Origin of the sequence: Cobetia marina (assembly GCF_001720485.1) — a bacterium.
GTDB lineage: Bacteria > Pseudomonadota > Gammaproteobacteria > Pseudomonadales > Halomonadaceae > Cobetia > Cobetia marina.
On sequence record NZ_CP017114.1, the window covers coordinates 3,489,940 to 3,513,661 of the forward strand.

Annotated in this window: 14 protein-coding genes; 3 read left to right on the forward strand and 11 right to left on the reverse strand. The window is 64.3% G+C overall.

Translation table 11 applies throughout. The features are described 5' to 3' along the window. Window positions 1-334: 334 nt before the first annotated feature. Window positions 335-1,273, forward strand: a complete 939-nt coding sequence (gene tal / locus BFX80_RS14740; RefSeq protein ID WP_077379279.1) for a transaldolase — start codon at window positions 335-337, stop codon at window positions 1,271-1,273. A gap of 116 nt (window positions 1,274-1,389) precedes the next feature. Here tal and BFX80_RS14745 read toward each other — a convergent pair whose 3' ends face one another. The 6 genes from BFX80_RS14745 to BFX80_RS14770 form a co-directional block, all read right to left on the reverse strand. Continuing rightward, window positions 1,390-1,944 (reverse strand): STAS domain-containing protein, encoded by a 555-nt coding sequence (locus tag BFX80_RS14745; protein WP_084209290.1) that lies wholly within the window; start codon window positions 1,942-1,944, stop codon window positions 1,390-1,392. Beyond that, window positions 1,937-3,088 carry a PP2C family protein-serine/threonine phosphatase gene (locus BFX80_RS14750; protein ID WP_084209291.1) on the reverse strand — a complete coding sequence of 384 codons (1,152 nt, stop codon included), beginning with the start codon at window positions 3,086-3,088 and terminating at the stop codon, window positions 1,937-1,939. Before BFX80_RS14750 ends, BFX80_RS14745 begins: the two co-directional genes overlap by 8 nt. A gap of 107 nt (window positions 3,089-3,195) precedes the next feature. Then, window positions 3,196-3,951, reverse strand: coding sequence for an MlaA family lipoprotein (locus tag BFX80_RS14755; protein ID WP_240499592.1), 756 nt, complete (start codon window positions 3,949-3,951; stop codon window positions 3,196-3,198). Window positions 3,952-4,093: 142 nt separating this feature from the next. Then, entirely contained in the window at window positions 4,094-5,338 is a 1,245-nt protein-coding gene (locus tag BFX80_RS14760; RefSeq protein ID WP_084209292.1) for a beta-ketoacyl-ACP synthase III, read from the reverse strand. 289 nt (window positions 5,339-5,627) lie between these two features. Continuing rightward, window positions 5,628-9,794 (reverse strand): ATP-dependent RNA helicase HrpA, encoded by a 4,167-nt coding sequence (gene hrpA / locus BFX80_RS14765; RefSeq protein WP_084209293.1) that lies wholly within the window; start codon window positions 9,792-9,794, stop codon window positions 5,628-5,630. Window positions 9,795-10,015: 221 nt separating this feature from the next. Then, complete coding sequence (locus BFX80_RS14770; RefSeq protein WP_084209294.1) at window positions 10,016-11,764, reverse strand: AMP-binding protein; 1,749 nt, start codon at window positions 11,762-11,764, stop codon at window positions 10,016-10,018. A gap of 470 nt (window positions 11,765-12,234) precedes the next feature. Between BFX80_RS14770 and cysK the strand changes: the two genes are divergently transcribed. Further along, entirely contained in the window at window positions 12,235-13,200 is a 966-nt protein-coding gene (cysK, locus tag BFX80_RS14775) for a cysteine synthase A (protein WP_077379423.1), read from the forward strand. Window positions 13,201-13,320: 120 nt separating this feature from the next. On the opposite strand, the gene BFX80_RS14780 is transcribed toward cysK, so the two are convergent. The 3 genes from BFX80_RS14780 to BFX80_RS14790 all read right to left on the reverse strand — a co-directional run bounded on the left by BFX80_RS14780 (window position 13,321) and on the right by BFX80_RS14790 (window position 16,845). Next, complete coding sequence (locus BFX80_RS14780; protein WP_077379264.1) at window positions 13,321-14,208, reverse strand: class II glutamine amidotransferase; 888 nt, start codon at window positions 14,206-14,208, stop codon at window positions 13,321-13,323. After that, complete coding sequence (locus BFX80_RS14785; RefSeq protein WP_167593054.1) at window positions 14,201-16,060, reverse strand: VWA domain-containing protein; 1,860 nt, start codon at window positions 16,058-16,060, stop codon at window positions 14,201-14,203. The genes BFX80_RS14780 and BFX80_RS14785 overlap by 8 nt, the downstream gene beginning before the upstream one ends. A gap of 266 nt (window positions 16,061-16,326) precedes the next feature. After that, window positions 16,327-16,845, reverse strand: a complete 519-nt coding sequence (locus BFX80_RS14790) for a hypothetical protein (RefSeq protein WP_084209296.1) — start codon at window positions 16,843-16,845, stop codon at window positions 16,327-16,329. Window positions 16,846-17,086: 241 nt separating this feature from the next. On the opposite strand from BFX80_RS14790, the gene BFX80_RS14795 reads away from it, so the two are divergent. Beyond that, window positions 17,087-19,231, forward strand: a complete 2,145-nt coding sequence (locus BFX80_RS14795; protein ID WP_084209297.1) for a S9 family peptidase — start codon at window positions 17,087-17,089, stop codon at window positions 19,229-19,231. A 125-nt stretch (window positions 19,232-19,356) separates the two neighbouring features. Here the strand turns inward: BFX80_RS14795 and BFX80_RS14800 are convergent, their stop codons facing one another. After that, entirely contained in the window at window positions 19,357-20,883 is a 1,527-nt protein-coding gene (locus BFX80_RS14800) for a catalase (protein ID WP_084209298.1), read from the reverse strand. 450 nt (window positions 20,884-21,333) lie between these two features. Then, window positions 21,334-23,577, reverse strand: a complete 2,244-nt coding sequence (gene katE / locus BFX80_RS14805) for a catalase HPII (RefSeq protein WP_084209299.1) — start codon at window positions 23,575-23,577, stop codon at window positions 21,334-21,336. Window positions 23,578-23,722: the final 145 nt, after the last annotated feature.

Below are 23,722 nucleotides of genomic sequence, written 5' to 3' on the forward strand. Positions count from 1 at the left end.
CGGCCCGCTCACCGGCTCCCTCACCTTCCTTGGGTCCCCGACACCTCGGTGCCAGCCTGTCGCAGGCATGAGCGGACACATCTGCCGGTAGACCGCGACAGTGGGCGCGCCGCCATACAATTGATACAGTTGAGGTAACGAACGTGAAGAAGTTGTCACATCCATGTGATCATGTTCACACCGACAGCGACGACATCCCCGCGGTACGGCCGATGGAGTATCATCGTCGAGGCTCTGGCCATGTCGTTCCCGCTTCGTAGCCCAGACCTTCACGTCTTCCCTTTTCATGAAGGTCGTCATCGGACGACCCGCGCTCAGTACAGGAAACTCTTGCATGGCACAGGACAAGCTCTCCCAACTCAAGGACATGACCACCGTTGTCGCCGACACCGGTGACCTCGAGGCGATTCGTCGCTTCGCGCCCACAGATGCTACCACCAACCCGTCGCTGATCCTGCAGGCCGCCCAGGACCCGTCGCGTCGCGAGCGCCTGACCGAGGTCGCGCGCAAGGCCACCGACATCGACGATGCCGTGGACGCCGTGGCCGTGGATATCGGCACCGAGATCGCCGGTCTGGTACCGGGCTATGTCTCCACCGAAGTCAGCGCCCGCCTGTCCTTCGATGCCGACGAGACCATCCGTCGCGCGCATCGCATCATCGAGCGCTACGCCGCCAATGGCGTCGGTCAGGAGCGCATCCTGATCAAGACCGCCTCCACCTGGGAAGGCATTCGTGCCGCCGAGAAGCTCGAGCGTGAAGGCATCCGTACCAACCTGACGCTGCTGTTCAGCTTCGCCCAGGCCCAGGCCTGCGCTGATGCCGGCGTGACGCTGATCTCGCCCTTCGTCGGCCGTATCCTCGACTGGCACAAGGCCAACCAGCCGGATGCCGATTTCAGCGGCGACAACGACCCGGGCGTGAAGTCCGTCAAGGCCATCTACGAGCACTACAAGGGTCACGGCTACAAGACCATCGTGATGGGCGCCAGCTTCCGCAACACCGGGGAAATCGAAGCCCTGGCCGGTTGCGACCGCCTGACCATCTCTCCGGCGCTGCTGGGTGAGCTGGCCGAAAGCACGGGCCCGCTGGCGCGTCGTCTGCAGGCCGCCGATGCCGAGCGCAACGTGCCGGAAGTGCTGACCGAGTCCAACTTCCGCTGGGACATGAACGAAGATGCCATGGCCACCGAGAAGCTGGGCGAAGGCATCCGCAAGTTCATGGCGGATCAGCGCAAGCTCGAGTCACTGCTGGCCGAACTGCGCAGCCACTGAGCATGACGTCGAGAACACGCCCTTGTCGAGCAAGGGCGTGTTTCTGGCGCAGCAACGAAGAGCGCCTGCCGTGAATCACGGCAGGCGCTCTTGCGTTCAGGCGACACCCCGCATCGTCAATGCGGCTGGCGCTGCTCCTCGCTTTCCAGAAGCTCGATCAAGGGCTGGAACTGCAGGCGATTGTGGCCATTGAGACACATCAACAGACGATGCGCCTCGAGAATACGGCCGCGCAGTGCCTGCTCCTGACTCGCCGAGGCCTCTGCCCCACCCTCGACCGGCACCTCCGCCGTGGCGTCATCACAGCCCGAGCTGTCCAGCTCGGCCTGCTCCGCCTCCGCCAGCTGACTGGCATCCACGACACTGGCCACCTCATCGAACCCCATGACCTTGAGCATGGTCATCACATCAGGGTGAGCCGCTACCACCTGGGCCGGCAGGATCAGACGATCCCGCACGGCCAGTGCCAGCTTGGCCAGAAAGCCCAGTGCAGTGGAGTCAATGTTGGTGGCTTCGCGCAGATCGATGATCACGCTTTCCAGACCATCGACCGCTGCCACGCGTTGAACCTGCTGGTCCAGCGTGGCACACAGTGTCAGGCGTACGTCACCCGACAGCTTGAGCACGAACAGGCCGTCATCGAACACGGCCTGGATACGTCCTTCATCCATCATGGAATCCTGTCAGCGTCATCAGGGTAAGGTCATCCGGCAGCTCACCATCCAGTGCCAGACCGCGGCGCAATCCCTGCACATCCTCACTGCTCAGTATCCGTTGATGCAGTGCTTGAGTTCGTTCCTCCAGCGCCTCGCCCGGCAGGCACTCCAGCACACCATCACTGGCCAGCCACAGGCGGAAACGCGCGGGAAGCGCCACACGATACGCCGGATAGCGGGTGCCTGGGAAGAGGCCTACCGGGCGCCCGCTGCCTTCCAGTACCTGAATCCCACCCTCCGGAGTCACCAGGACCGGCATCGGCAGCTGGGCCCCCAGGGTGTAATGCAGTGTGGCCGCTTCACGGTCAATCACACCGCACAGCACGGTCGCGTGCTTGCCGATGCCACTGTCCAGCAGCTCACGGTTGAGCAACGCCAGCCATTCAGGACCGAAGGTTTCCGGCGTATGTTCCTCCCAGTGGCGAATCGCACGCGCGAACAATAGCTTGAGCAGCACCGTCACGAAGGCCGAAGACGCCCCATGCCCGGAGACATCGGCGAAATAGAACAGACTGAAACGCTCATCGATCGCCTGATACTCGAGAAAATCTCCCGACAGATACAACGAGGGCGACAGGCAGTAGTCATAGCGGATGCCATTGATTCTCTGCCCACTTTCCGGCAACAAGCGTTGCTGAATCTGCCCACCGGCCAGCTGGTCCTGACGCAGCATCGCCAGATGCGTCTCGAGATGCTCGTTGAGCTCCTCGAGACGCGCGCGGGCCTTGGCGTGTTCATGCGCGAGCTGGTGATGCTCCGCCGCCCGCTTGAGCAGACTGCGCAACACCGAGCCATGCTCACGCGGGGCGATCAGATAATCCACCAGCCCCGCCTCCACCGCGGGCAACAGGCATTCATCGCCGCGACTCTCGGCCACGACCACCGTGGGCAGGCACTCGGCGAGACGCGCCCACTCCTGACTGGCCACGGCCTCGACATGCGCCACCACCACCGCGACCCCACTGGGCAGCGTTGCAATGCTGTCACAGGCCGCCACTGCACAACGCTCATCCGTCAACAGCGTCGCCAGCGCATCACGCCGCGAACCGACCAGATCGATCAGACCGATCAACAGACGCTTGCCTTGCTCATCCGCCATGCCAACCTCTCATGCCCGTCCCGTGCCGCAATCCACTGCCAGACCCTGGCGCCTCGCCATCGCGCTATCCGCGTGCCTCGACGTGCCGCCAGGACACTCGGCAGCCCTTACTGGCTGTCATCTTCCGGTGCAAAGGCACCATCGAGATCCGCATCATCGAAACTGTCGCTGGCGAAGGGATCATCCCCGAGCTTGCCATCGTTGATCTCGAAGTTGCGACGCTGCAGATAGGCATCGCGGATGAAGCTGTAGCGATCTCCCTGAATCAACTTCTCCTGCTCGAGCAGACCGGCACGGGTATCGACGAGATCCAGTGCTTTCAGGCCATAGCGCACCTTGTCTTCCTCGAGGTAGTTGATCGGATCATTGAAGTAATCCACCGGCATGCCGGCAGTGTCACGCAGCGTGCTCGGACCGAACAGCGGCAACATGAGGTAAGGCCCCTGGCCGGCGCCCCACACGGCAAGTGTCTGACCGAAATCTTCCTCGTCGACCGTCCAGCCAAGCTCGCTGGCCGGATCGAACAGCCCGCCGATACCGACGGTGGAATTGAGCAGCAGGCGCCCCGTGGAAATCCCGGCATTCGCCCACTTCCACTGCAGCACCGAGTTGAACATGGTGCGCACTTCCCCGAGGTTGGAGAAGAAGTTGCCCACGCCATCCTGAACCAGCTCCGGCGTCACGTAATCGTAGCCCTGAGCCACCGGCTTGAGCGCATAGCGATCCAGGGTGTCATTGAAGGTGTAGACGTTGCGGTTGAAGCCCTCCCACGGGTCCTGGGGATTCGGCTCGCTGTCACCTGTACTGGCACAACCGGCCAGCAGAGACATGGCCAGCAGTGCCGGCAGGGAAGTCTTGATCATGTGCATCGCATCACCTGTAAGTCTGTTGGAATCCTGCAGCGGTCCTTGCCACATCCATGGCTGTCAGGTCCGGTCTTCTTTATACGTTCCGCTCACGCCAGGAGCCAGTGCGCCATCCGCTCAAGCACGCCATCAGCGCGAATCAGCCACAGCGTTTCAGCAGCACGCTTCCCGCACTGTAGCCGGCCCCGAAGGAGCAAAGCACACCCAGGCTGCCAGCGGGCAGATCCGCATGATGCAGATGGAAGGCGATCACCGACCCCGCCGAGCTGGTATTGGCGTAGCGGTCGAGAATGATCGGCGCTTCCTCGCTCGACGGATCACGCCCCAGCACACGACGAGCGATCATGTCGTTCATGTGGCGATTGGCCTGGTGCAGCCACATGCGATCAAGATCACCGCCATCGGCCTCGATCTCGCCCAGATGCGTGGTGATCAGCTCGGCCACCATCGGGCAGACTTCGCGGAACACGCGCCGACCTTCCTGGATGAACAGCTTGTCATCGGCCTGTTCACGGTGCGTGGCGCTGTCCAGCGTCGTGGCAGATGCCACATCATCCTCAAGCACTGCCGCGCGATTGAGGAAGCCGAAATTGTTGCGTATCGCGTTGGAGAAACGGGTCACCAGTCGCGTACCGAGCACCTCGAAGCCATCGGTGCGCGTGGCGACATCCGCCGCTTCCAGCACCACGGCCGTGCAGGCATCGCCGAAGATGAAGTGACTGTCGCGATCACGGAAATTCAGATGCGCACTGCAGATCTCGGGATTGACCATCAACACCCGCTGCGCGCTGCCACTGCGGATGGCGTTGGCCGCGGTCTCGATCCCGAAGGTGGCGGAGCTGCACGCCACGTTCATGTCAAAGGCATAGCCACCGGCCTCTAGCGCCGCCTGCAGCTCCACCGCCACGGCCGGATAGGGGCGCTCGAGATTGGAGCAGGCCACGATGACCAGATCAAGTTCCTCGGCCTTCACGCCCGCCGCGGCCAGCGCCTCACGCGCGGCCGCCACGCCCATCTCGCACTGCACCGAGGGTTGATCATTGTCGCGCGCGGGCAGCCGCGGGCGCATGCGCTCAGGGTCGAGAATGCCCTCGGCATCCAGCACGTAGCGGCTGTGGATACCCGAGGCCTTGACGATGAATTCAGCGCTGGACTCGGTACGCGGCTCGCGCTCGCCCCGAGCGATGGCCTCGGCATTGGCGGCGTTGTCCGCCGCCACCCAGGCATTGAAGGAGGCGACCAGCGCCTCGTTGCTGACGGCATGTTCCGGCGTGTAGAGGCCGGTGCCGGTGATCAGCACGCGGTGATTGCCAGTGGCGTCCAGCTGGCGCTCCGCCGTGGTGGCGCGAGGGTCGGCAGCGTGCTGATTGTCGTTGTTGGGCATGCATCCACTCCTGACAGTGGCCTCTCGTCGGAGACCACCGATTGATCGGGTGACGTCGCGGCTGACATCCCATGCGGCGAATGCCGAGCCTCCAGGTCCGCGCCGGCAGCGAGACAGCGTCACCCTCTTGTCTTCAGTGTACGCTGTCTCGCGCCAGGCGGACGCCTGAACCTGGCATCCGTCCCGTGATAACAGCCGTCTCTTAAACAGCTTTCTCTGTATGCAGCTTGAGCCATACGCGAGCATCACGCCTCCACGCAGCAGTCACGCAAGCGGATGGCGGCTCGACTCAGCGCCGCGCCATCAATTCCTGCCAGCGCTTCTCCAGCCGCTTGGGGGAGACGGTCTCCAGCGTGCCGAGCTGCTGAGCGAACAATGAGACGCGCAGCTCCTGCAGCCACCAGCCGAACTCCTCCAGCTCCGCATCGGGCAGGCCCTGCTCGCGGGCCTTGCTCAGGCGGGCATCAAGGCGTGTCTCGAAGCTCTTGACCGCCTCCATGTCACGTTGATCACGCATGCGCTCACGCGGGGCCTTGTCGAGACGGATCAGCATCGCCTCCACATAGCGTGGCAGCTGATGCAGCCAGGCACCCGCCTCCTGGAGGAAGCCCGGGTGCACCAGGCGGGCCTGCTGGGCCTTGAGGTCTGCCACCACCAGCGCCATCGAGAAGTCGATCTTGCCCTTGAGGCGCTTGGAAAGCTCCAGATGCTGCGTGAGCGCAGCCTCCAACGGCTTGATCAGTGCTTCGGCGTGGGGCACCAGCTCGGCCCGCTTGTCATCCAGACGCGCCTGCAACTCACCGCGCGAACGCGGCAGCGGCTCGACGGCCATCACCTGCTCGAAGACGCTGTAGAGGAAGTCATCCGCCAGCACGCGACGCGTGCCGACCTTGGCGAACAGCAGCGCGCAGCGCTCCAGTGCCTTGAACTCCCGGTCCAGATAGCGCACCTGGTCCGGCAGGCGTGCCATCGCCAGACGCGTGATGCCATCACGATGCGCGGCGGCGGCCTTGGCCGGATGATCGAACAGCTCCACGCTCAGCTGCTGCTCGCTTGAGGTGGCAGCATTCGCGGGCGAGTGACTTGACGGTGCACTGTTTCTGCCGGTCTTGCGAGCCAGCTTGCGTTCCTTGGCACTCATGCCGCCCTCGGCGGGCACCGACGGCTTCACCACCAGCGCCGGATAGGCCTCGACCCGAATGCCTGCCTGGGTGGTGCTGTGGGAGGTCGCGATCGGCGCCTCCGGCAGGTCTTCCAGCACTTCACTGTCGGCATCGCGGCTGCGACTGGCCATGGCGCGTGCCGCGGCGGCCGCCGAGTCCTTGAAACGCGCCTCGAGCACTTCAAGATCACGCCCCTCCCCCAGCACCTTGCCGTCCTGATCGACGATGCGCAGATTCATGTTCAGGTGCGGCTCCAGCGTCTCCGGCGCCCAGGCATCCGACGGCAGGCGCAGGCCAGTCTTGACGCGCATGAACTCGGCCAGCGCGTCGGTCAACGGCACGTCATCCGGGGTCAACGCCTCAAGCGCGGCATCGACCCAGTTGGGAATCGGCACCACCTGCTTGCGATACTGCTTGGGCAGCGATTTCATCAGGCCGATGGCCTTGTCCCGCAGCAGCCCCGGCACCAGCCACTCGATGCGATAGCGCGGCAGCTGGGAGAGCATCGCCGCCGGGACCGTCATGGTCACGCCGTCATCCACCGCGCCGGGCGCGAAGTGATAGCTCAGCGGATAGGCGACACCATTGTGATGCAGCTGCTCGGGATAGCGTGCGGCGGTGACTTCCTCGGCATCGCGCGCCATCAGGTCATCGAGATCCAGATGCAGGACATTCGGATTGTCGCGCTCGGCATCCTTGCGCCACTTGTCGAAGCCGCGCCCGTTGTAGATGCCTTCCGGAATCCGCTCGGCATAGAAGGCGAACAGCGTCTCCTCATCGACGAGAATGTCACGCCGGCGCGCACGATCCTCAAGCTCCCCGACTTCCTCCATCAGGCCACGATTATGGGCGAAGAATGGCGCGCGGGTCTGGAATTCACCCTCGACCAGCGCGCGGCGGATGAACAGCTCGCGGGATTCCTGTGGCGCCAGCGGGCCGTAATGCACCTTGCGCGCGGTGACGATGGGCAGGCCGAACAGCGTGACCTGCTCACTGGCGACCACCTGGGCACGCTTCATCTCCCAGTGCGGCTCGCTGTAGCTGCGCTTGACCAGATGCTCGGCCAGCGGCTCGACCCACTCGGGCTTGATCGCCGCGACCTGTCGCGCGTAGAGCCTGGTGGTCTCGACCATCTCGGCCGCCATCACCCACTTGGGCGACTTCTTGGCCACACCGGAGCCCGGATGCACGAAGAAGCGTCGGTTGCGCGCCCCGAGATACTCGCGATTTTCCTGCTTGAGGCCGAGATTGGAGAGCAGCCCGGTCAACAGCGCACGATGCAGGGCTTCATGATCAATGGCCACCGACGGACGACGGCCCTGGCCCGGAGACGCCAGCACTCGCGCGGTGACCTCGGCCTGTGCCTCGGCGTCACGCGCATGCTGGCTGCTGGTCATCTCCAGCCCAAGATCCCGCGTCAGCTGCTTGAGCTGACGGAAGGTGTCATGCCACTCGCGCAGACGCAGATAGTTGAGGAAGCGCGCCTTGCACCAGCGACGCAGCGGGTTGGCTCCCAGCGCGTCACGCGCCAGCTCGAAGCCTTCCCACAGATTCAGCCAGCTGACGAAATCGGAGCTGTCATCGTCCCACTCGTGGTGAATCTGATCCGCCTGCTGGCGCTTGTCGGCGGGACGCTCGCGCGGGTCCTGGATCGACAGTGCACTGACGATGATCAGCACTTCACGCAGACAGCCGCGCGAGGCGCCTTCCAGCACCATGCGCGCCAGACGCGGGTCGATGGGCAGACGTGCCAGGGTGCGACCATCACGACTCAGACGGTTGTGCTCATCCACCGCCCCCAGTTCGCGCAGCAGGCGGAAACCATCGGTGACGAAGCGCGAATCCGGGGCATCGACGAAGGGAAACTTCTCGATGTCGCCCAGCTTGAGCGACAGCATCGACAGAATCACCGAGGCCAGATTGGTGCGCTGGATTTCCGGCTCGGTGTATTCCGGGCGCGCGAGGAAATCCTCCTCGCTGTAGAGGCGGATGCACAGGCCTTCGGCGATACGCCCGCAGCGGCCCTTGCGCTGATTGGCGCTGGCCTGACTGATCGGTTCCACCGGCAGTCGCTGGATCTTGGAGCGATAGCTGTAACGACTGATGCGCACCAGCCCCGGGTCGATCACGTAGCGGATGCCCGGCACGGTCAGCGAGGTCTCGGCGACGTTGGTGGCCAGCACGATGCGCCGGCCACGATGCGGCTGGAAGACGCGATTCTGCTCTTCGTTCGAGAGCCGCGCGTACAGCGGCAATACCTCGGTATCGCGCAGCTGGGCGCGACGCAGGGTATCCGCGGTGGCGCGGATCTCGCGCTCGCCGGGCAGGAAGATCAACACGTCACGCGGACCCTGCATCCAGCCCTTCTCGCGCTCGATCAGCGACAGCTCTTCCACCGCGCGCAGGATACCTTCCTGCAGGCTGAGGTCTTCCTCATCCTCGGCATCGCGCACCAGCGGCAGGTATTGGGTCTCGACCGGGAAGTTGCGCCCGCTGACCGAGACGATGGGTGCCGGCGTGCCATCCTGGGCCGCGAAGTGCTGACTGAAGCGCTCCACGTCGATGGTCGCCGAGGTGATGATGATCTTGAGATCCGGACGGCGCGCGGTGAGGCGCTTGAGATAGCCGAGCAGGAAGTCGATGTTCAGACTGCGCTCGTGGGCCTCATCGATGATGATCGCCTCGTAGCGGCTCAGGTCCGGATCATGCTGGGTTTCCGCCAGCAGGATACCGTCGGTCATCAGCTTGATCAGCGTCGACGGGCCAGTGGTGTCGTTGAAGCGCACCTGATAGCCGACCGTCTCGCCGAGGGTCGTCTCGAGCTCCTCGGCCAGACGCGCCGCCACCGAGCGCGCCGCCAGACGGCGTGGCTGGGTGTGGCCGATCAGACCATTGCGCCCCAGCCCCATCTCCAGACACAGCTTGGGCAGCTGGGTGGTCTTGCCCGAGCCTGTCTCACCGGCGACCACCACGATCTGATGCTCGGCGAGCGCGGCGAGGATGTCCTCGCGACGCTCCACCACCGGCAGCTCCGGCGGATAGTTGAGTGCGGCCGGTGTCTGCCAGCGCGCCAGCGCCGTCTCGCGCGCGGCACGCTGGGCGATGCTCGCCTCGAGGCGGCTCTCGATATCGTTGATGGCACGATCGACCGGCTTGCCTTCCTTGAGACGCCGACGCAGGCCAGCCAGGCGCTTGCCCAGCTCGCGCTGATCACGGCTCAGGGCGCGTTCGAGGCGAGCCGCAAGGGCTTCAAGACGCGCATGTTCGGACGGTGCGGTAGCGGTGTCGCTCAAGGACTGCCTCTTCTCAACCAGCGACCACACGCCACGCGCGCAGCCGGATACTCTCGGGAACTCAGCCTCTCGCCCGACTGCACAGGGCAGCGAGCCACGAGACCTGAATGACGAAACGGCCCGCCAACGAGTGACGGGCCGTCCATTGTAGCCCCGCGCGTAGCCACGCCCAACCTTGGTGGCCGCCCGCTCATGCCGGCGGTCCGTCTCAACGCCGGGATTCAGGTCTCGCGCACCGGGGTATTGCCTCCTTCGTCGTCGCTGTCACGCAGTTCACGGCGCAGCACCTTGCCCACGTTGGTCTTGGGCAGCTCATCGCGGAATTCGACGAAACGCGGCACCTTGTAGCCGGTCAGCTGCTCCTTGCACCAGCTGCGCAGGCTGTCGCGGTCGAGATCCGGGTTGCTGGACACGACAAACAGCTTGATCGCCTCACCGCTCTGCTCGTCCGGCACGCCGACCGCCGCGGCCTCGACGATATCCGGATGCCCGCTGACCACGTCCTCGATCTCGTTGGGGAACACATTGAAGCCGGAGACGATGATCATGTCCTTCTTGCGATCGACGATGCGCACGAAGCCATCCGGCTGGATGACCGCGATATCGCCGGTGCGAATGAAGCCCTCGTCATCCATCGCCTCACGCGTGGCGTCATCACGCTGCCAATAGCCCTTCATCACCTGGGGACCGCGCACGCACAGCTCACCCGGCGCGTCACGCCCCAGCGTCACGCCCTCGGCATCCACCACCTTGAGTTCGGTGCCGGGCACCGGCTTGCCGATGGTCCCCAGCTGCAGCTCACGCGGGGGGTTGAAGCTGACGATGGGCGAGGTCTCGGTCATGCCGTAGCCCTCGGCGATCGGGCAGCCGGTGACGGCTTCCCAGCGTTCAGCCGCGCTGCGCGTCAGGGCCATGCCGCCGGAGATGGTCAGCTTGAGGCTCGAGAAGTCCAGCGCCTTGAAATCATCGCGCTGGCACAGCGCCGAGAACAGCGTATTGAGGCCGACGAAGGCGGTGAACGGTGTCCTGGCCAGCGTCTTGATGAAGCCATCGATGTCACGGGGATTGGTGATCAGCACGCTGTGGTTGCCGCTCTCCATGCTGTAGAGGCAATTCACCGTGAAGGTATAGATGTGATAGACCGGCAGCGGCGCGATCAGCACCTCGTGGCCTTCATTGAGCACATCACTGATCACACCGCGCGCCTGCAGCATGTTGGCCACCAGATTGCGGTGGGTCAGCATGGTGCCCTTGGCGACCCCGGTGGTCCCGCCGGTGTACTGGAGTGCCGCGATGTCGTCGGCCTCTCGCGTGACACGCGTGTGCGAGAGCCCCGCGCCGCGCTTGAGCACGCTGCGCAGCGAGTGGGCGTCGGGCAGATGGTACTTCGGCACCATCTTCTTGACGTAGCGTACGGCCAGGTTGATCAACGGGCGCTTGGGGAAATCATGCAGGTCACCGATCTCGGTGATGATGACCTCCTCGATGGACGTGCGCTTGAGCACCTTCTCGAGCTTGTCCGCCATGTTGGCCAGAATCACGATGGCGCGTGCGCCGGAGTCATGGAACTGGTGCTGCATCTCACGCTCGGTGTAGAGCGGGTTGGTGTTGACCACCACCAGACCGGCGCGCAGCGCCCCGAACACGGCCACCGGGAACTGCAGCAGGTTCGGCAGCTGGATGGCGATGCGATCCCCGGGCTCAAGGCCGGTCTCATGCTCAAGCCAGGCGGCGAAGTCGCGCGACAGGCGATCCACATCGGCGTAGCTCAGCGTCTTGTCCATGCAGCTGAAGGCCGGACGCTCGGCATAATTGGCGCAGCTGGCCTCGAAGACCTCCAGAATCGAGGGGTACTCCTCGAGACCGGACAACGGCTCACCGCTGAGAATCAGGGAATCGGCGGCCTCTGCCGAGCCTGACTGGTGCGGATCATGGGCTGCCGCAGGGGCGGCAGGATTGGCATCACGCATGGCACTTGGCTCCATGGCATCGTTCGTCTGGTGCATTCCCCGAGAGGCGGTGGAGACCGCTGGCGGCTGCTTGACGACAGCCCTCGCGAGTGATCGCAACACTTGTTGTTATCGGGACGTGGTGTCCGCAGCTGGACGGACACGCAGGAAATGACGGGGGATGCCGAGATGGCACTCCACCCCACCCTCTCATGCTGTCAGGCTACCTTAACCAGCCGCCTCGAGATTGTAAAACGATCGATTGAAACCATCGTTCACATTACGGGAATCGACTGCTGTCGGCCATGACGGCATGCATCACATGGGGCCCTGACGACGCTGACATGTCGTTATGCTCTCAAGGCCTTTGAATCGCGACGCGCTACCTCTTACTCTGAAGCCCATCCACACAGAACGCCAGTGGCAGCCGCATGCCCGGCGTCTGTTTCTCGTCACTCATGTCACTGTTCATCGATCAGAGAGATTTCCCCATGGCAAAGATCTACCAGGACAACTCACAGGCCATCGGCAATACACCGCTGGTCAAGATCAACCGCCTCAGCCGCCACCCGCGCCTGTACGCCAAGGTGGAAGCCCGCAACCCGGCCTTCTCCGTCAAATGCCGGATCGGTGCCAGCATGGTGTGGGATGCGGAAGCGCGCGGCGAGCTCAAGCCGGGCATGGAGATCGTCGAGCCGACCTCCGGCAATACCGGTATCGCGCTGGCCTTCGTCGGTGCGGCGCGTGGCTACCCCGTCACCCTGACCATGCCGTCCTCCATGAGCATGGAGCGCCGCAAGGTGCTGAAGTCACTGGGTGCCAATCTGGTGCTGACCGACCCCGCCAAGGGCATGCAGGGCGCCATCGACAAGGCCTGCGAACTCAAGAAGGCCGAGCCGGAGCGCTACTTCCTGCCGCAGCAGTTCTCCAATCCGGCCAACCCGCGCATCCATGAGGAAACCACCGGCCCTGAGCTCTGGGATGCGCTGGACGGCGACATGGACGTGCTGGTCGCGGGGGTCGGCACCGGCGGTACCATCAGCGGTATCGCACGCTACTTCAAGACGGTGCGTGGCCAGACGCTGGAAGCCGTGGCGGTAGAGCCGGCGGAATCGGCCATCATTGCCCAGCGCCTCAAGGGCGAGCCCATCACCCCGGCACCGCACAAGATCCAGGGGATCGGTGCCAACTTCATCCCCGACAATCTGGATCTGACGCTGATCGACCGCGTCGAGTCGGTGGTCAGCGAAGACGCCATGGCCATGGCACGCCGTATCATGCAGGAAGAAGGCATCATGTGCGGCATCTCCTGTGGTGCGGCGATGACTGCGGCACTGCGCCTGGCCGAAGACCCGGCCTACGCCGACAAGTCCATCGTCGTCATCCTGCCGGACAGTGGCGAACGCTACCTGTCCTCGCCGATGTTCGCCGGCATGTTCGATGATGTCGAAGGCTGAATCTGATGCCTGCCGCTGACCGCAAACGTCAGTGAAGACCGGGAAGCCAGACACACGAAGGGCCGCGATTGCGGCCCTTCGTGTGTCTGGCGATCGAACGACTTTTCTAGCGCTCAGGCATCAGCAACTCAGGTCCGAGGCCAGCCAGTCCGGCTTGCGACGCGCAGTGGCGGTGCGATCGACCGCCCCGCTCTCGGCCTGCCCCTGCTCTTCCTGACTCAGCGGCAACTCACCGCCAAGACTGGCGACCAGCTCACCTTCCCGAAACACGACCAGCTGCCCGGGCAGCAGCCGCTGCCATTGCTCGTTGTCGGTCAGCGGGTCGGTGGCGATCACCGACACCACATCGGCATCGGTGGTGTGTTGCTGGAAGTCGACGCTCATCTCGAAATCGGTGAGGCTCGCCTGCCCGAAGGGCGCTCGGCGCGTGATGTGCGCAAGCTTGGTGGAGCAGTAGGCGTAGAGATGCACGCCATCGGAGAGCAGCAGATTGAAGACCCCCAGCGCACGCAGACGCTCGCACTGGGCATGCAGGTGACGCCACAGGTCCTCACAGCGAGAGGGCGGTTCCGGGAAGGCACGGCGGATCTCGCCGAGCAGGAAACAGGCGGCGTGCTCGCTGTCCGTGCTGCCCACGGGGCGATAGTACGGCAAGGGAAGCGTTTGCCAGTCCGCCAGCTGCCCATTGTGGGCATAGCACCACTGGCGCCCCCACAACTCCCGCGTGAACGGGTGGGTATTGGCCAACGTCACCTGGCCGACATTGGCTTGGCGGATATGACTGATCACCATCTGTGACTTGATGGGATAGTCGAGAATCATCCGCGCGATGGGCGAATCCACTGAAGGGTGCGGGTCACGGAATTCGCGATAGCCACCCTCTTCATAGAAGGCGATACCCCAGCCATCGCGGTGCGGGCCGGTACCACCCCCGCGTTGCAGAAAGCCCGCGAAGCTGAAGCAGATATCGGTCGGAACATTGGCACTCATGCCAAGCAGCTCACACATGGGGTTCCTCCCGTCGGGTCGGTTTGCGTGTCATGCGGCGCACCAGCAGGATCAGCATCAGCAGGCCGAATGCACCGGCCACGGCATAGGCGATCATGCGGCTCCGGGCAGAGCCGGCTTCCTGGCGCGCGAAGTCGGAAGCGCCCTCGAACCACTGGCCGATCAACGCCGGTACCTTGTCGATGGGCAGACGGCCCTTCATCAACAGGGCATTGAGGTCTTCCGGCGCATCTTCCCCGGCCTGATCCAGCCCCTCGATCTCACCGAAGCGCTCCCCCTCGATGGGTGTGCGATCCAGATTGGCCGCCCGACGCGCCGCGTCCGCATTGAGGGTATAGGGCGCGAGGTCCAGCACCGGCGGAGCTCCGTCGAGCGCGAGACGCGCGCTGATCTGCACATCCGCCTGGACATCCGAGTCCAGGGGCGGCAGGTCGATGCGCCATTGCCGCTCGCCATCCTCCGCCACGCTCAGGGCCTCCCCATGCAGCGTCGCGACCAGACGCGTGTTGGCGGTATTGAGCAGCGGATGACGCGCACTGACTTCCAGCGCGTCAGGCGACTTGCCGGTACGCGGGTCAGCGCCGACGGGCTCGACCAGCAGCGGGTCCACCACGCTGGTACGCTGACTGAGCTGGCGCGCGAAGGAGGCATTGTCGCGATAGCCCATCACGGTCAGGGTCAGGCGGGCGCCACCGAGCTGGTCGGGGGCCGGCATGTCGACATGGAAGTCGGCGCCGTCACGCTCAAGGCCTCGCTGCTGCGCGGTGGTGACATCCTCCGCCGCGCCTTCTCCCTCCTGCACATCCTGCTCCGGCACCAGACGTGCATTGCCATCCAGCGTCGCCAGGAAGTCCTCATCATTGACGGCGCGCGCGCCATCGACCAGCGATGCGGTCAGCGAGTAGTCGAAACCCCGATAGAGCGTGGCAGGCAGGGGCCGTGATACCAATGCCAGTTCCGAGACGATCGTGATGCGGCTATCGGCCCCCACCTCACCCTCGAGCTGCCACTTGCCGGTCTGGGGGTCCGTCACGGTGATCAGGTCATAACGCGGCTGGTGCTCCCAGCGCACCCCTTCCGGCAGTGACGCCTGGTCGGCGAGACGGTAACGCTGCCCCTGCGGCGAAATCAGCACCGGCGAGCGATCATCGGGGCCGTGGAAGACCAGGGCGGTGAATTCCTGCACGCTGTCATCGATCACGAAGTGCTTGTCGTTCAGCGGTACCTGCTCACCGGGCACGATGCGATCCAGCGCCGCGAGGAAGGCACGCAACAGGTCTTCCGGGCTCTCGGCGACCGTCGCCAGGCCGCCGGTACCGTCCGCGATCTGCTGAAGCAGATCCACATCGGCATTGCGCGACAGCGCCACCGTATGCACCGTGATGTCGTGGGCGGCAAGCTGCGGCGTCAGCTCATCCGTGATGCGCTGACGCGAGGCGCTGTCCGCGGCGGCCTTGCGGGTGCTCGGCTCACGCAGGTCGACCATGCCATCGGAGAGCAGGATGATCTGACGCGGTGCATCACCACCCACGCCGGCATCATTTCCCTGGGCAGCGGCGCGCAGGCCCGCCTCCAGATCCGTGTACTGCTCATAGTCGTCGAGACGGCTCTCGAGTCCGCGGGCAGACCGCTTCCAGCCGGCATCCACCGCCCCCAGCGCCAGCAGTGACTGTACCTGCTCACCGAAGCCCCATACCCCGGCATGCGAGCGCTCCGGCAACAGCGTCACCAGCAGATCCAGCGCACTGGCGCGCAGATTGGCCGGGTCGTTGTGCTTCATGCTGCCCGAGACATCGATGGCCATGCGCAGATCCGGTGTCTTGCCCGGCGCTGTCGCCTCGCTGGGCGACATCTCTGCGCCTTCCTGTCTCCCGCTCGCTGAAGCCGCGACCTTGGGGGCAGAGGCTGACTCTTCGGCCCATGCCGCGGTGGCCCCCAGCCCTGAGAAAGCGCTCAGCAGCGAGATGGTCAGACCGGCCAGCCCCCGGCGCCACGCGCGGGGATCTGACAGGCGCCGGCGGGCGCGCCGAACGACGGGACGAGCGAGAGACGAGGCATTCACATCACGAGCCATTGCAGATCCTTGTTCCACCCATGGGCAAGCCCGGGCAGCGTTGATCAGAGAGAAGGTTCCTGACGATCCCGCGCGGCGCGCGAGCGTGTGGCGCCACCGGCGGACGTGTCACGACGCTCGGCACGCAGGCCCTCTCCGTGCAGGTCGTCGTTCTCTTCTTCGTCGGCGCTTGACGCGCGACGCTGACGCGAGCGGGCCATTTCACGCCGACGCTGCTCACGGCCACGTCCCAGCCACCAGATGCCGAGACCGGCCGCGACGCCCGCTCCGATGCCCAGTACCAGCATGGCAAAGGCCGAGGCCATGCCGCTGCCATCCTTCTGGATCAGGCTCACCGCGAAGGCCACGATGGCTGGCGCCGTACCACCATAGGAATCTTCCGGCACGCTGGCCGTCACGTGAAAACCGGTCGGCACCGCGATCATGCCGGCCACCGCTCCCACCACGATCCAGCGTATGAAGCGCGGCAAGGCGCGAACCGCCAGATAACCGGTCACCAAGACCACTGCCGCCAGGCCAAGATAGATCAGCCACATCTGCGGCAGAGAATCCGAAATCAACATGCCCTTCACTCCTGTCAGAACTTCCTGGCGAGACCTGTGTCAGGTCTTCGATATAAGGCCAGCCATCACATCCTCCCCACTCAGGGGGCCGCTCACCGCATGACGTCAGACACGGCTCATCGCCAACCAGGGACGCGACATGCCGCTCGCGGCAAGGGCTTGCGAACGCTGTGGGACAGGCTCAATGTTACACTCCAAGCCCGCCCGACACACTCGGGCACACGACATTCAAGAGGTAGCCATGTCCGACAGCCCCGTCCAGCGTCATTATCGTGCCGAAGACCCCCACTGGCACTGGCTTGAAGCGCGCGACACACCAGAGGTAAAGGCCTTTCTCGAGGCCGCCAATGCCGAGAGCGATACCTGGTTCACGCCACTCGAGTCACTGACTGACGCCCTCTACACCGGACATCTGGCTCGTCGCGAACTCGCCGTTTCCAGTCTGCCGGAAGCCCTCGACCATCACGTCTACTGGAGCGAGACCGCCGCTGACGCGGAGTATCCCGTCTGGTGGCGCCATCCGTTGGAGGCGGACCCCACGGATCGCTCGCGCCATGAATGTCTGCTGGACCTGCAGGCCCTGTCGCGCCATCACGATTTTGTCGAACTGGGCGACATGGCCATTTCGCCCGATGAGCAACGACTGGCATGGACTCTGGACACCAGCGGCGACGAGGTGTTCAGCCTGCGGCTTGCAACACTGAGCGCGGTTGACCGCGACGCGCGCACGCCAGTGCGTGGCGAGGCCCAGCCTGCAGGGCAGGACGATGAATGTCTGCTGGAGGATATCGGGCCGGACCTGGTGTGGGCCGAGGACGGTCAGCACCTGCTGTTCACGCGCTATGACAGCACCCAGCGCCCCTTCGAGATCTGGTGTCTGGACATCGAGAGCCGTGCCGAGACGCTGCTCTACCGTGAGGAAGACAGCGAATTCTGGGTCGGCATGGGCAAGACCCGTTCACGGGACTGGCTGGTACTGGAAACCGCGTCCAAGGACACCAGTGAATCCTGGCTGCTGCCGGCCGCGGCCCCACTGGGCGAGATGACGCTGGTGCGCGCACGCGAGACAGGCGTCGAATATGGCATCGATCACCGCCCCGGCCACTTCTATGTGCTGCACAACAAGGAGGCGCCGCATTTCCAGCTGGATATCGCCACCGAGCATGCCCCCGGCGACTGGCAGCCGCTGATCACCACTCGCGACGACGTGACGCTGGAAGGCGTGGAGGCGTTTTCCTGGGGCCTGATGGTCGATGAACGCGATCACCGTCAGGCCCAGGCCTGGCTGCGCGTGATCGAATTCGAGGGCACGGCGCCTACGCAAACGATCTGCCGCGACGAACGCCTGGCGATGCCGGAGCAACCGCTGAGCCAGGGGCTGGGCGACTGCCCGCACTTCGACGCTCGCCGCCTGCGCATCCGTGAGGAAAGCTTCACCACGCCGCCGAGCTGGATCGAGCTGGACCTTGACACGGGTGAGCGCACCTTGCTCAAGCGCCAGACCGTGCATGGCGATCTCGCGCCAGAGCAGTTGATCAGCCGTCGTCTGTGGGCCACCTCCGACGATGGCGAGCAGGTGCCCGTCTCGGTGGTGATGCGCCGTGACCTGTGTGATGGCGAGGGTATCCCCCACGCCCCGCTGCCGGTACTGCTCTATGGCTATGGTGCCTACGGCGAGACACTGGACCCCTGGTTCTCCATCGCGCGGCTGGAGCTTCTCAGCCGTGGCGTCGCCTTTGCCGTCGCCCACGTGCGCGGCGGTGGGGATCGTGGCGAGCCCTGGTATCTGGCCGGCAAGCTGGAGCACAAGGAAAACAGCTTCAATGACTTCCTCGCCGCGCGGGATGCGCTGGTCGAGCAAGGCGTCGGGGCCGCGGAGCGCATTGCCGCCTACGGTGCCAGCGCCGGTGGCCTGCTGGTCGGGGCCAGCCTCAACAAGCGTCCCGAGGCCTTCTGCGCCGCGGTGCTCGATGTGCCCTTCGTGGACGTGCTGCGCACCATGGAAAATCCGGAGCTGCCGCTGACCACCGCGGAATACACCGAATGGGGCAACCCGCACGAGAGCGAGGCGCGGCGTCGCATCCGCGCCTATTCCCCGCTGGACAACCTGAGCGCCGCCCCCTACCCGCCGCTGTTCCTGCAGGGCAGCTGGCACGATACCCGCGTGCCCTACTGGGAACCGGCCAAGCTGTATGCCCGCCTGCGCCAGATGGACTGCACGCCGCATCCGGTGCTGCTGCGCACCGACATGAGTTCCGGTCATGGCGGTGCCTCGGGTCGCTTCAAGGCCTGGCGTGACAACGCCCGGCAGGATGCCTTCCTGCTGTGGGCACTGGGCGTGTGTGAGAAAGCAGGCAGCGAAACGACCGCCCGCAGCAACGGCTGACGCTCGCACGGCGCTCTGCGACTCGCCTACGACAAGGCCCCCGCCGGGTAACCGGCGGGGGCCTTGAGGTTTTCGTCAGCTCAAAGGGTCATGACTGACCTGACGAAGGGTGCAACATGACTGACTCAGCGCGGATCGAGTCTGGCCAGCTTGGTCGCGACACGCTCGCCGTAGTCGGCATCCGCCTGGCGGAAGTGCGCGATCATCTTGTCCTGCACGACGTGGCTGACACCCACCATGGTGCCGGCGATGACGTCCGTGATGCGCGACTTCTGACCTTCATCGAACAGGCGGTAGAGATTGCCGGCCTGGCTGTAGTTATCCTCATCGCTGTTGTCGTGATAGCCCATCCAGGCGTTCTGCTCCAGCGGCATCGGCGGCTCGGCAACAGTGGCGTCCGGCACCGGGGCGCCGTGATCGGCACGCTCGTTGGGGTAGAAGTTGGTGCGCGAGTACTGGCCACCTTCCTTCGTCTCTCCCGGCACACCCTGGCCGACCTGGCCGCCCAGCGGACCGCCACCGTGACCGGTGACCGGGCACATGCCCGCCATCACGCCATCACGCTGGTAGTGGTTGACCGGGCAGACCGGACGGTTGACCGGCAGCTGCTCGGCGTTGGCACCGACGCGATAGCGGTGTGCATCGGCGTAGGCCCACAGACGTGCCTGCAGCACGCGGTCCGGGGAGGCGCCGATACCCGGCACGAAGTTGGACGGTGAGAAGACGGACTGCTCGACTTCCGCGAAGTAGTTCTCCGGGTTGCGATTGAGTTCCATCTTGCCGACTTCCATCAGCGGGAAGTCACCGTGCGGCCACACCTTGGTCAGATCGAAGGGGTTGATGTGGTAGTCGCGCGCCTGCTGCTCAGTCATCACCTGGAGGTTGACGGTCCAGCTCGGACGCTCGCCACGCTCGAGGCGGGTGAACATGTCGTGCTGGTGGAAGTCCGGTGCGACCTGTGCCGCTTCGTCATCGGTCAGTGTCTCGTGGCCCTGGTCGGTCTTGAAGTGCCACTTGACCCAGACACGCTCGCCCTTGTCGTTCCACAGGCTCAGCGTATGCGAGCTGTAGCCGTTCATGGTGGTCAACGACTTCGGGATACCGCGGTCGGACATCAGGATGGTGACCTGATGCAGCGCCTGCGGATGGTTGGCCCAGAACTCCCAGCGGTTCTGCCAGTCGACCATGTTGGTGCGCGGGTCTTTCTTCTGGGTGTGGATGAAGTCAGGGAACTTGGATGGCTCGCGGATGAAGAACACCGGCGTGTTGTTGCCGACCATGTCCCAGTTGCCTTCCTCGGTGTAGAACTTCAGGGAGAAGCCGCGCACGTCACGAGTGTTGTCGCCGCTGTCCTGACCACCGGCCACGGTGGAGAAACGTGCCAGCATCGGGGTCTGCTTGCCGACGCCCTGCAGGAAGCGGGCAATGGTCAGGTCAGACAGGTCACGGGTCAGGGTGAAGGTGCCGTAGGCGGCAACGCCGCGGGCGTGGACGACACGCTCCGGAATGCGCTCACGGTTGAAGTGCGCCAGCTTCTCGAAAAGACGCCAGTTGTCGAAGGTCAGTGAGCCATTCGGGCCCGCTGTCTGGCTGATGTCATCGTGAGGCACCGGGGCGCCGTTACCAGTGGTATAGCGTGGAGTCTGGGACATGTTGACGTTCTCCTGTCAGGTAGAAAAAAGCGCTATCAAACTCGACTGGCAAGGCCAGATGCTGCTGATGTCACATTTTCATGCGCTGCTTGATGTGAAAGCCTGCAGCCCATTGTCGAATCGGGTCGGGGCCGATGCCTGCCCGGCATGTGCTGGCTTGTGGCCCCTTGATGCCTGCTTACCTTACGCACCTGGTACTTCTAGCGATAATCAATTACCAGCATACCTTCGATAATCAGCCCCTATCACCGAGCCTATCAGCCACTCTCAGCGGCGTGAACCGCAGGACGGCACTCAACCCAACGGCATCACCAACCTTGTTTACACCTTTCACCGCCACCCCATCTTCACGCCCACAAATGACCGCATCATGACCATGAAAAAGCCCCCTGACCTTCAAAGGTCAGGGGGCTTGGTGGCTCACATCATGCCTTTTGGGGCGTCAGCGCCTCATGCTGGCATCTGATTGGCACGCGCATCACGCGACCACACACGGTGAGCCAACAGGGCATCACGCAGTGGCAGGCTGGCGGCGAGCACATCATCCACCAGGATGACGCCCTCCTCGACCGGCACGCGCGCGGCGGCCAGCAATTCCTTGCCTTCACTGATCGCCACGATGGGCTTGAGGTGCTTGTAAGCCTCCTGCACGTAGTAGAGGCCGAGCCCTGATGCGGCCAGCGCCTTGACGCTGCCCTCGCCACCGGCCACGACCACGCCATCCACCGCCACGGACGGCAGACCATTGAGCATCGCGTCCGGCGCCAGCATGCTGCCATCGCTGGCCTTGATCGGTGCCATGCTCGGCGCGATCAGCAGCCCTTCGGCGCCTTCATCGCTGAGCTGCTTCTGGATGGAGCGCACATCTTCCATCGTCACGCCATCGGCCGCCAGAATCGCCACCTTGCGGGTCGCGATGCTGTCGGGCATGCGCGCCATCAGGCTCAGCGCCGGGTCGCTCTCGACCTGACTGGTGCCCAGCTCCCCTTTCGGCGCCGGCTGGGTGGTGGGCGCCTCGATACCGTGGTTCTCACCGACACGACGCGCCAGCTCCAGATCGATGTTGGGCAGGATCTCGGTGATCACCCGCTCTCGGATCCACGGGCGTTCGACCTTGGAGAGCTCGAAGGTGTAGGCCGCGATGATGTGCTCCTTCTCCACCTCGGTCTGGCTGTTCCAGAACAGGGTGGCCTGGGAGTAGTGATCCCCGAAGGAGGCACTGCGCGCACGCACCTTGTGCGCCTCGATGCGCTCATGATGTGGCTCGTAGCCGCCATGTTCATCCGCAGGCGGCGTCTCGGAGGGCCAGCCACCATCGATGGAGTTCGGCTCGTAGGACGCCTGCCCGGTGTTGATGGTCTGACGATGCTGGGCATCGCGCTGGTTGTTGTGGAACGGACACACCGGCTGATTGATGGGGATCTCGTGGAAGTTCGGGCCACCAAGACGCAGCATCTGGGTATCCAGATAGGAGAACAGACGCCCCTGCAGCAGCGGGTCATTGGAGAAGTCGATACCCGGCACGATGTTGGCCGGATTGAAGGCCACCTGCTCGGTCTCGGCGAAGTAGTTGTCCGGATTGCGATCCAGCACCATCTTGCCGATCGGCACCACCGGCACCAGCGATTCGGGGATCAGCTTGGTCGGGTCGAGGATGTCGAAATCGAAGCTGTGTTCATCCTTCTCTTCCACCACCTGGATGCCCAGTTCCCACTCCAGCGGCGCACCGTTCTTGATGTCATCCCACATCATGCGGCGATTGAAGTCCGGGTCACGTCCCCACAGCTTCTGGGCTTCATCCCAGATCAGCGAGCAGGTACCCGCCACCGGCTTCCAGTGGAACTTGACGAAGCGCGACACGCCTTCACGGTCGATCAGACGGAAGGTATGCACGCCGAAGCCTTCCATGTTGCGGTAATGGCGCGGGAAGGCACGATCCGACATGGTCCACAGCACGGTGTGGGTGGTTTCCGGCATCAGCGACACGAAATCCCAGAAGGTGTCGTGGGCCGACTGCCCCTGGGGAATCTCGTTGTGCGGCTCCGGTTTCACCGCGTGCACGAAGTCCGGAAACTTCATGGCATCCTGGATGAAGAACACCGGGATGTCGTTGCCGACCAGATCCCAGTTGCCTTCATCGGTATAGAACTTGGTCGCGAAGCCGCGCACGTCACGGACGGTGTCATTGGAGCCGCGCGAGCCCTGTACGGTGGAAAAACGCACGAACACCGGTGTCTTCTTCGACGGATCACGGAACACGCCGGCCTTGGAGTACCTGGCGGCATTGTCGTACGCCTGAAAATACCCGTGCGCGGCCGCGCCACGCGCGTGGACGATACGCTCCGGAATACGCTCGTTGTCGAAGTGGTTCATCTTCTCGCGGAAGATGAAATCTTCCATCAGGGTCGGACCGCGTTCCCCCGCCTTCAGCGAGTTGTGGTTGTCCGCGATGCGCAATCCCTGATTGGTACGCAGGTCATGCCCCTCGGCATCCGCGCGATAGGTCTCCAGCGCCTCGTCCTTGGCCTTGCCATCCCCGGCATTGGGCTGGGTGTCATGTGGCCCGTTGCGATTGGGATGGGTATAGGGGTTCTCCGCGTCTGCCGAGCGGTTCTGGCCCTCGTGGTACGGGCACTTGGCGCTGTCGGCATTTGACTGGGGTGAGGATGCTGAATCGTGCTCATTGCTCGCCATGCTCAAACGCTCCTGTTTTCGCTAGATCTGCAACGCGCCATCCGGGATGGCGTCGAAGTTGATTCGGCCTTGCGATGTCCTGTCAGGCTGCCTTGTCACGGTCACGAGGACCGTCTGGCTGTCAGGGGCAACCGATGACAGGCGA

Excerpts from the sequence above, each read along its gene's own strand:
- tal (WP_077379279.1), top strand. The coding sequence starts at position 335 with ATGGCACAGGACAAGCTCTCCCAACTCAAGGACATGACCACCGTTGTC.
- BFX80_RS14745 (WP_084209290.1), bottom strand. The coding sequence starts at position 1,944 with ATGGATGAAGGACGTATCCAGGCCGTGTTCGATGACGGCCTGTTCGTG.
- BFX80_RS14750 (WP_084209291.1), bottom strand. The coding sequence starts at position 3,088 with ATGGCGGATGAGCAAGGCAAGCGTCTGTTGATCGGTCTGATCGATCTG.
- BFX80_RS14755 (WP_240499592.1), bottom strand. The coding sequence starts at position 3,951 with ATGATCAAGACTTCCCTGCCGGCACTGCTGGCCATGTCTCTGCTGGCC.
- BFX80_RS14760 (WP_084209292.1), bottom strand. The coding sequence starts at position 5,338 with ATGCCCAACAACGACAATCAGCACGCTGCCGACCCTCGCGCCACCACG.
- BFX80_RS14770 (WP_084209294.1), bottom strand. The coding sequence starts at position 11,764 with ATGCGTGATGCCAATCCTGCCGCCCCTGCGGCAGCCCATGATCCGCAC.
- cysK (WP_077379423.1), top strand. The coding sequence starts at position 12,235 with ATGGCAAAGATCTACCAGGACAACTCACAGGCCATCGGCAATACACCG.
- BFX80_RS14780 (WP_077379264.1), bottom strand. The coding sequence starts at position 14,208 with ATGTGTGAGCTGCTTGGCATGAGTGCCAATGTTCCGACCGATATCTGC.
- BFX80_RS14785 (WP_167593054.1), bottom strand. The coding sequence starts at position 16,060 with ATGTCGCCCAGCGAGGCGACAGCGCCGGGCAAGACACCGGATCTGCGC.
- BFX80_RS14790 (WP_084209296.1), bottom strand. The coding sequence starts at position 16,845 with ATGTTGATTTCGGATTCTCTGCCGCAGATGTGGCTGATCTATCTTGGC.
- BFX80_RS14795 (WP_084209297.1), top strand. The coding sequence starts at position 17,087 with ATGTCCGACAGCCCCGTCCAGCGTCATTATCGTGCCGAAGACCCCCAC.
- BFX80_RS14800 (WP_084209298.1), bottom strand. The coding sequence starts at position 20,883 with ATGTCCCAGACTCCACGCTATACCACTGGTAACGGCGCCCCGGTGCCT.
- katE (WP_084209299.1), bottom strand. The coding sequence starts at position 23,577 with ATGGCGAGCAATGAGCACGATTCAGCATCCTCACCCCAGTCAAATGCC.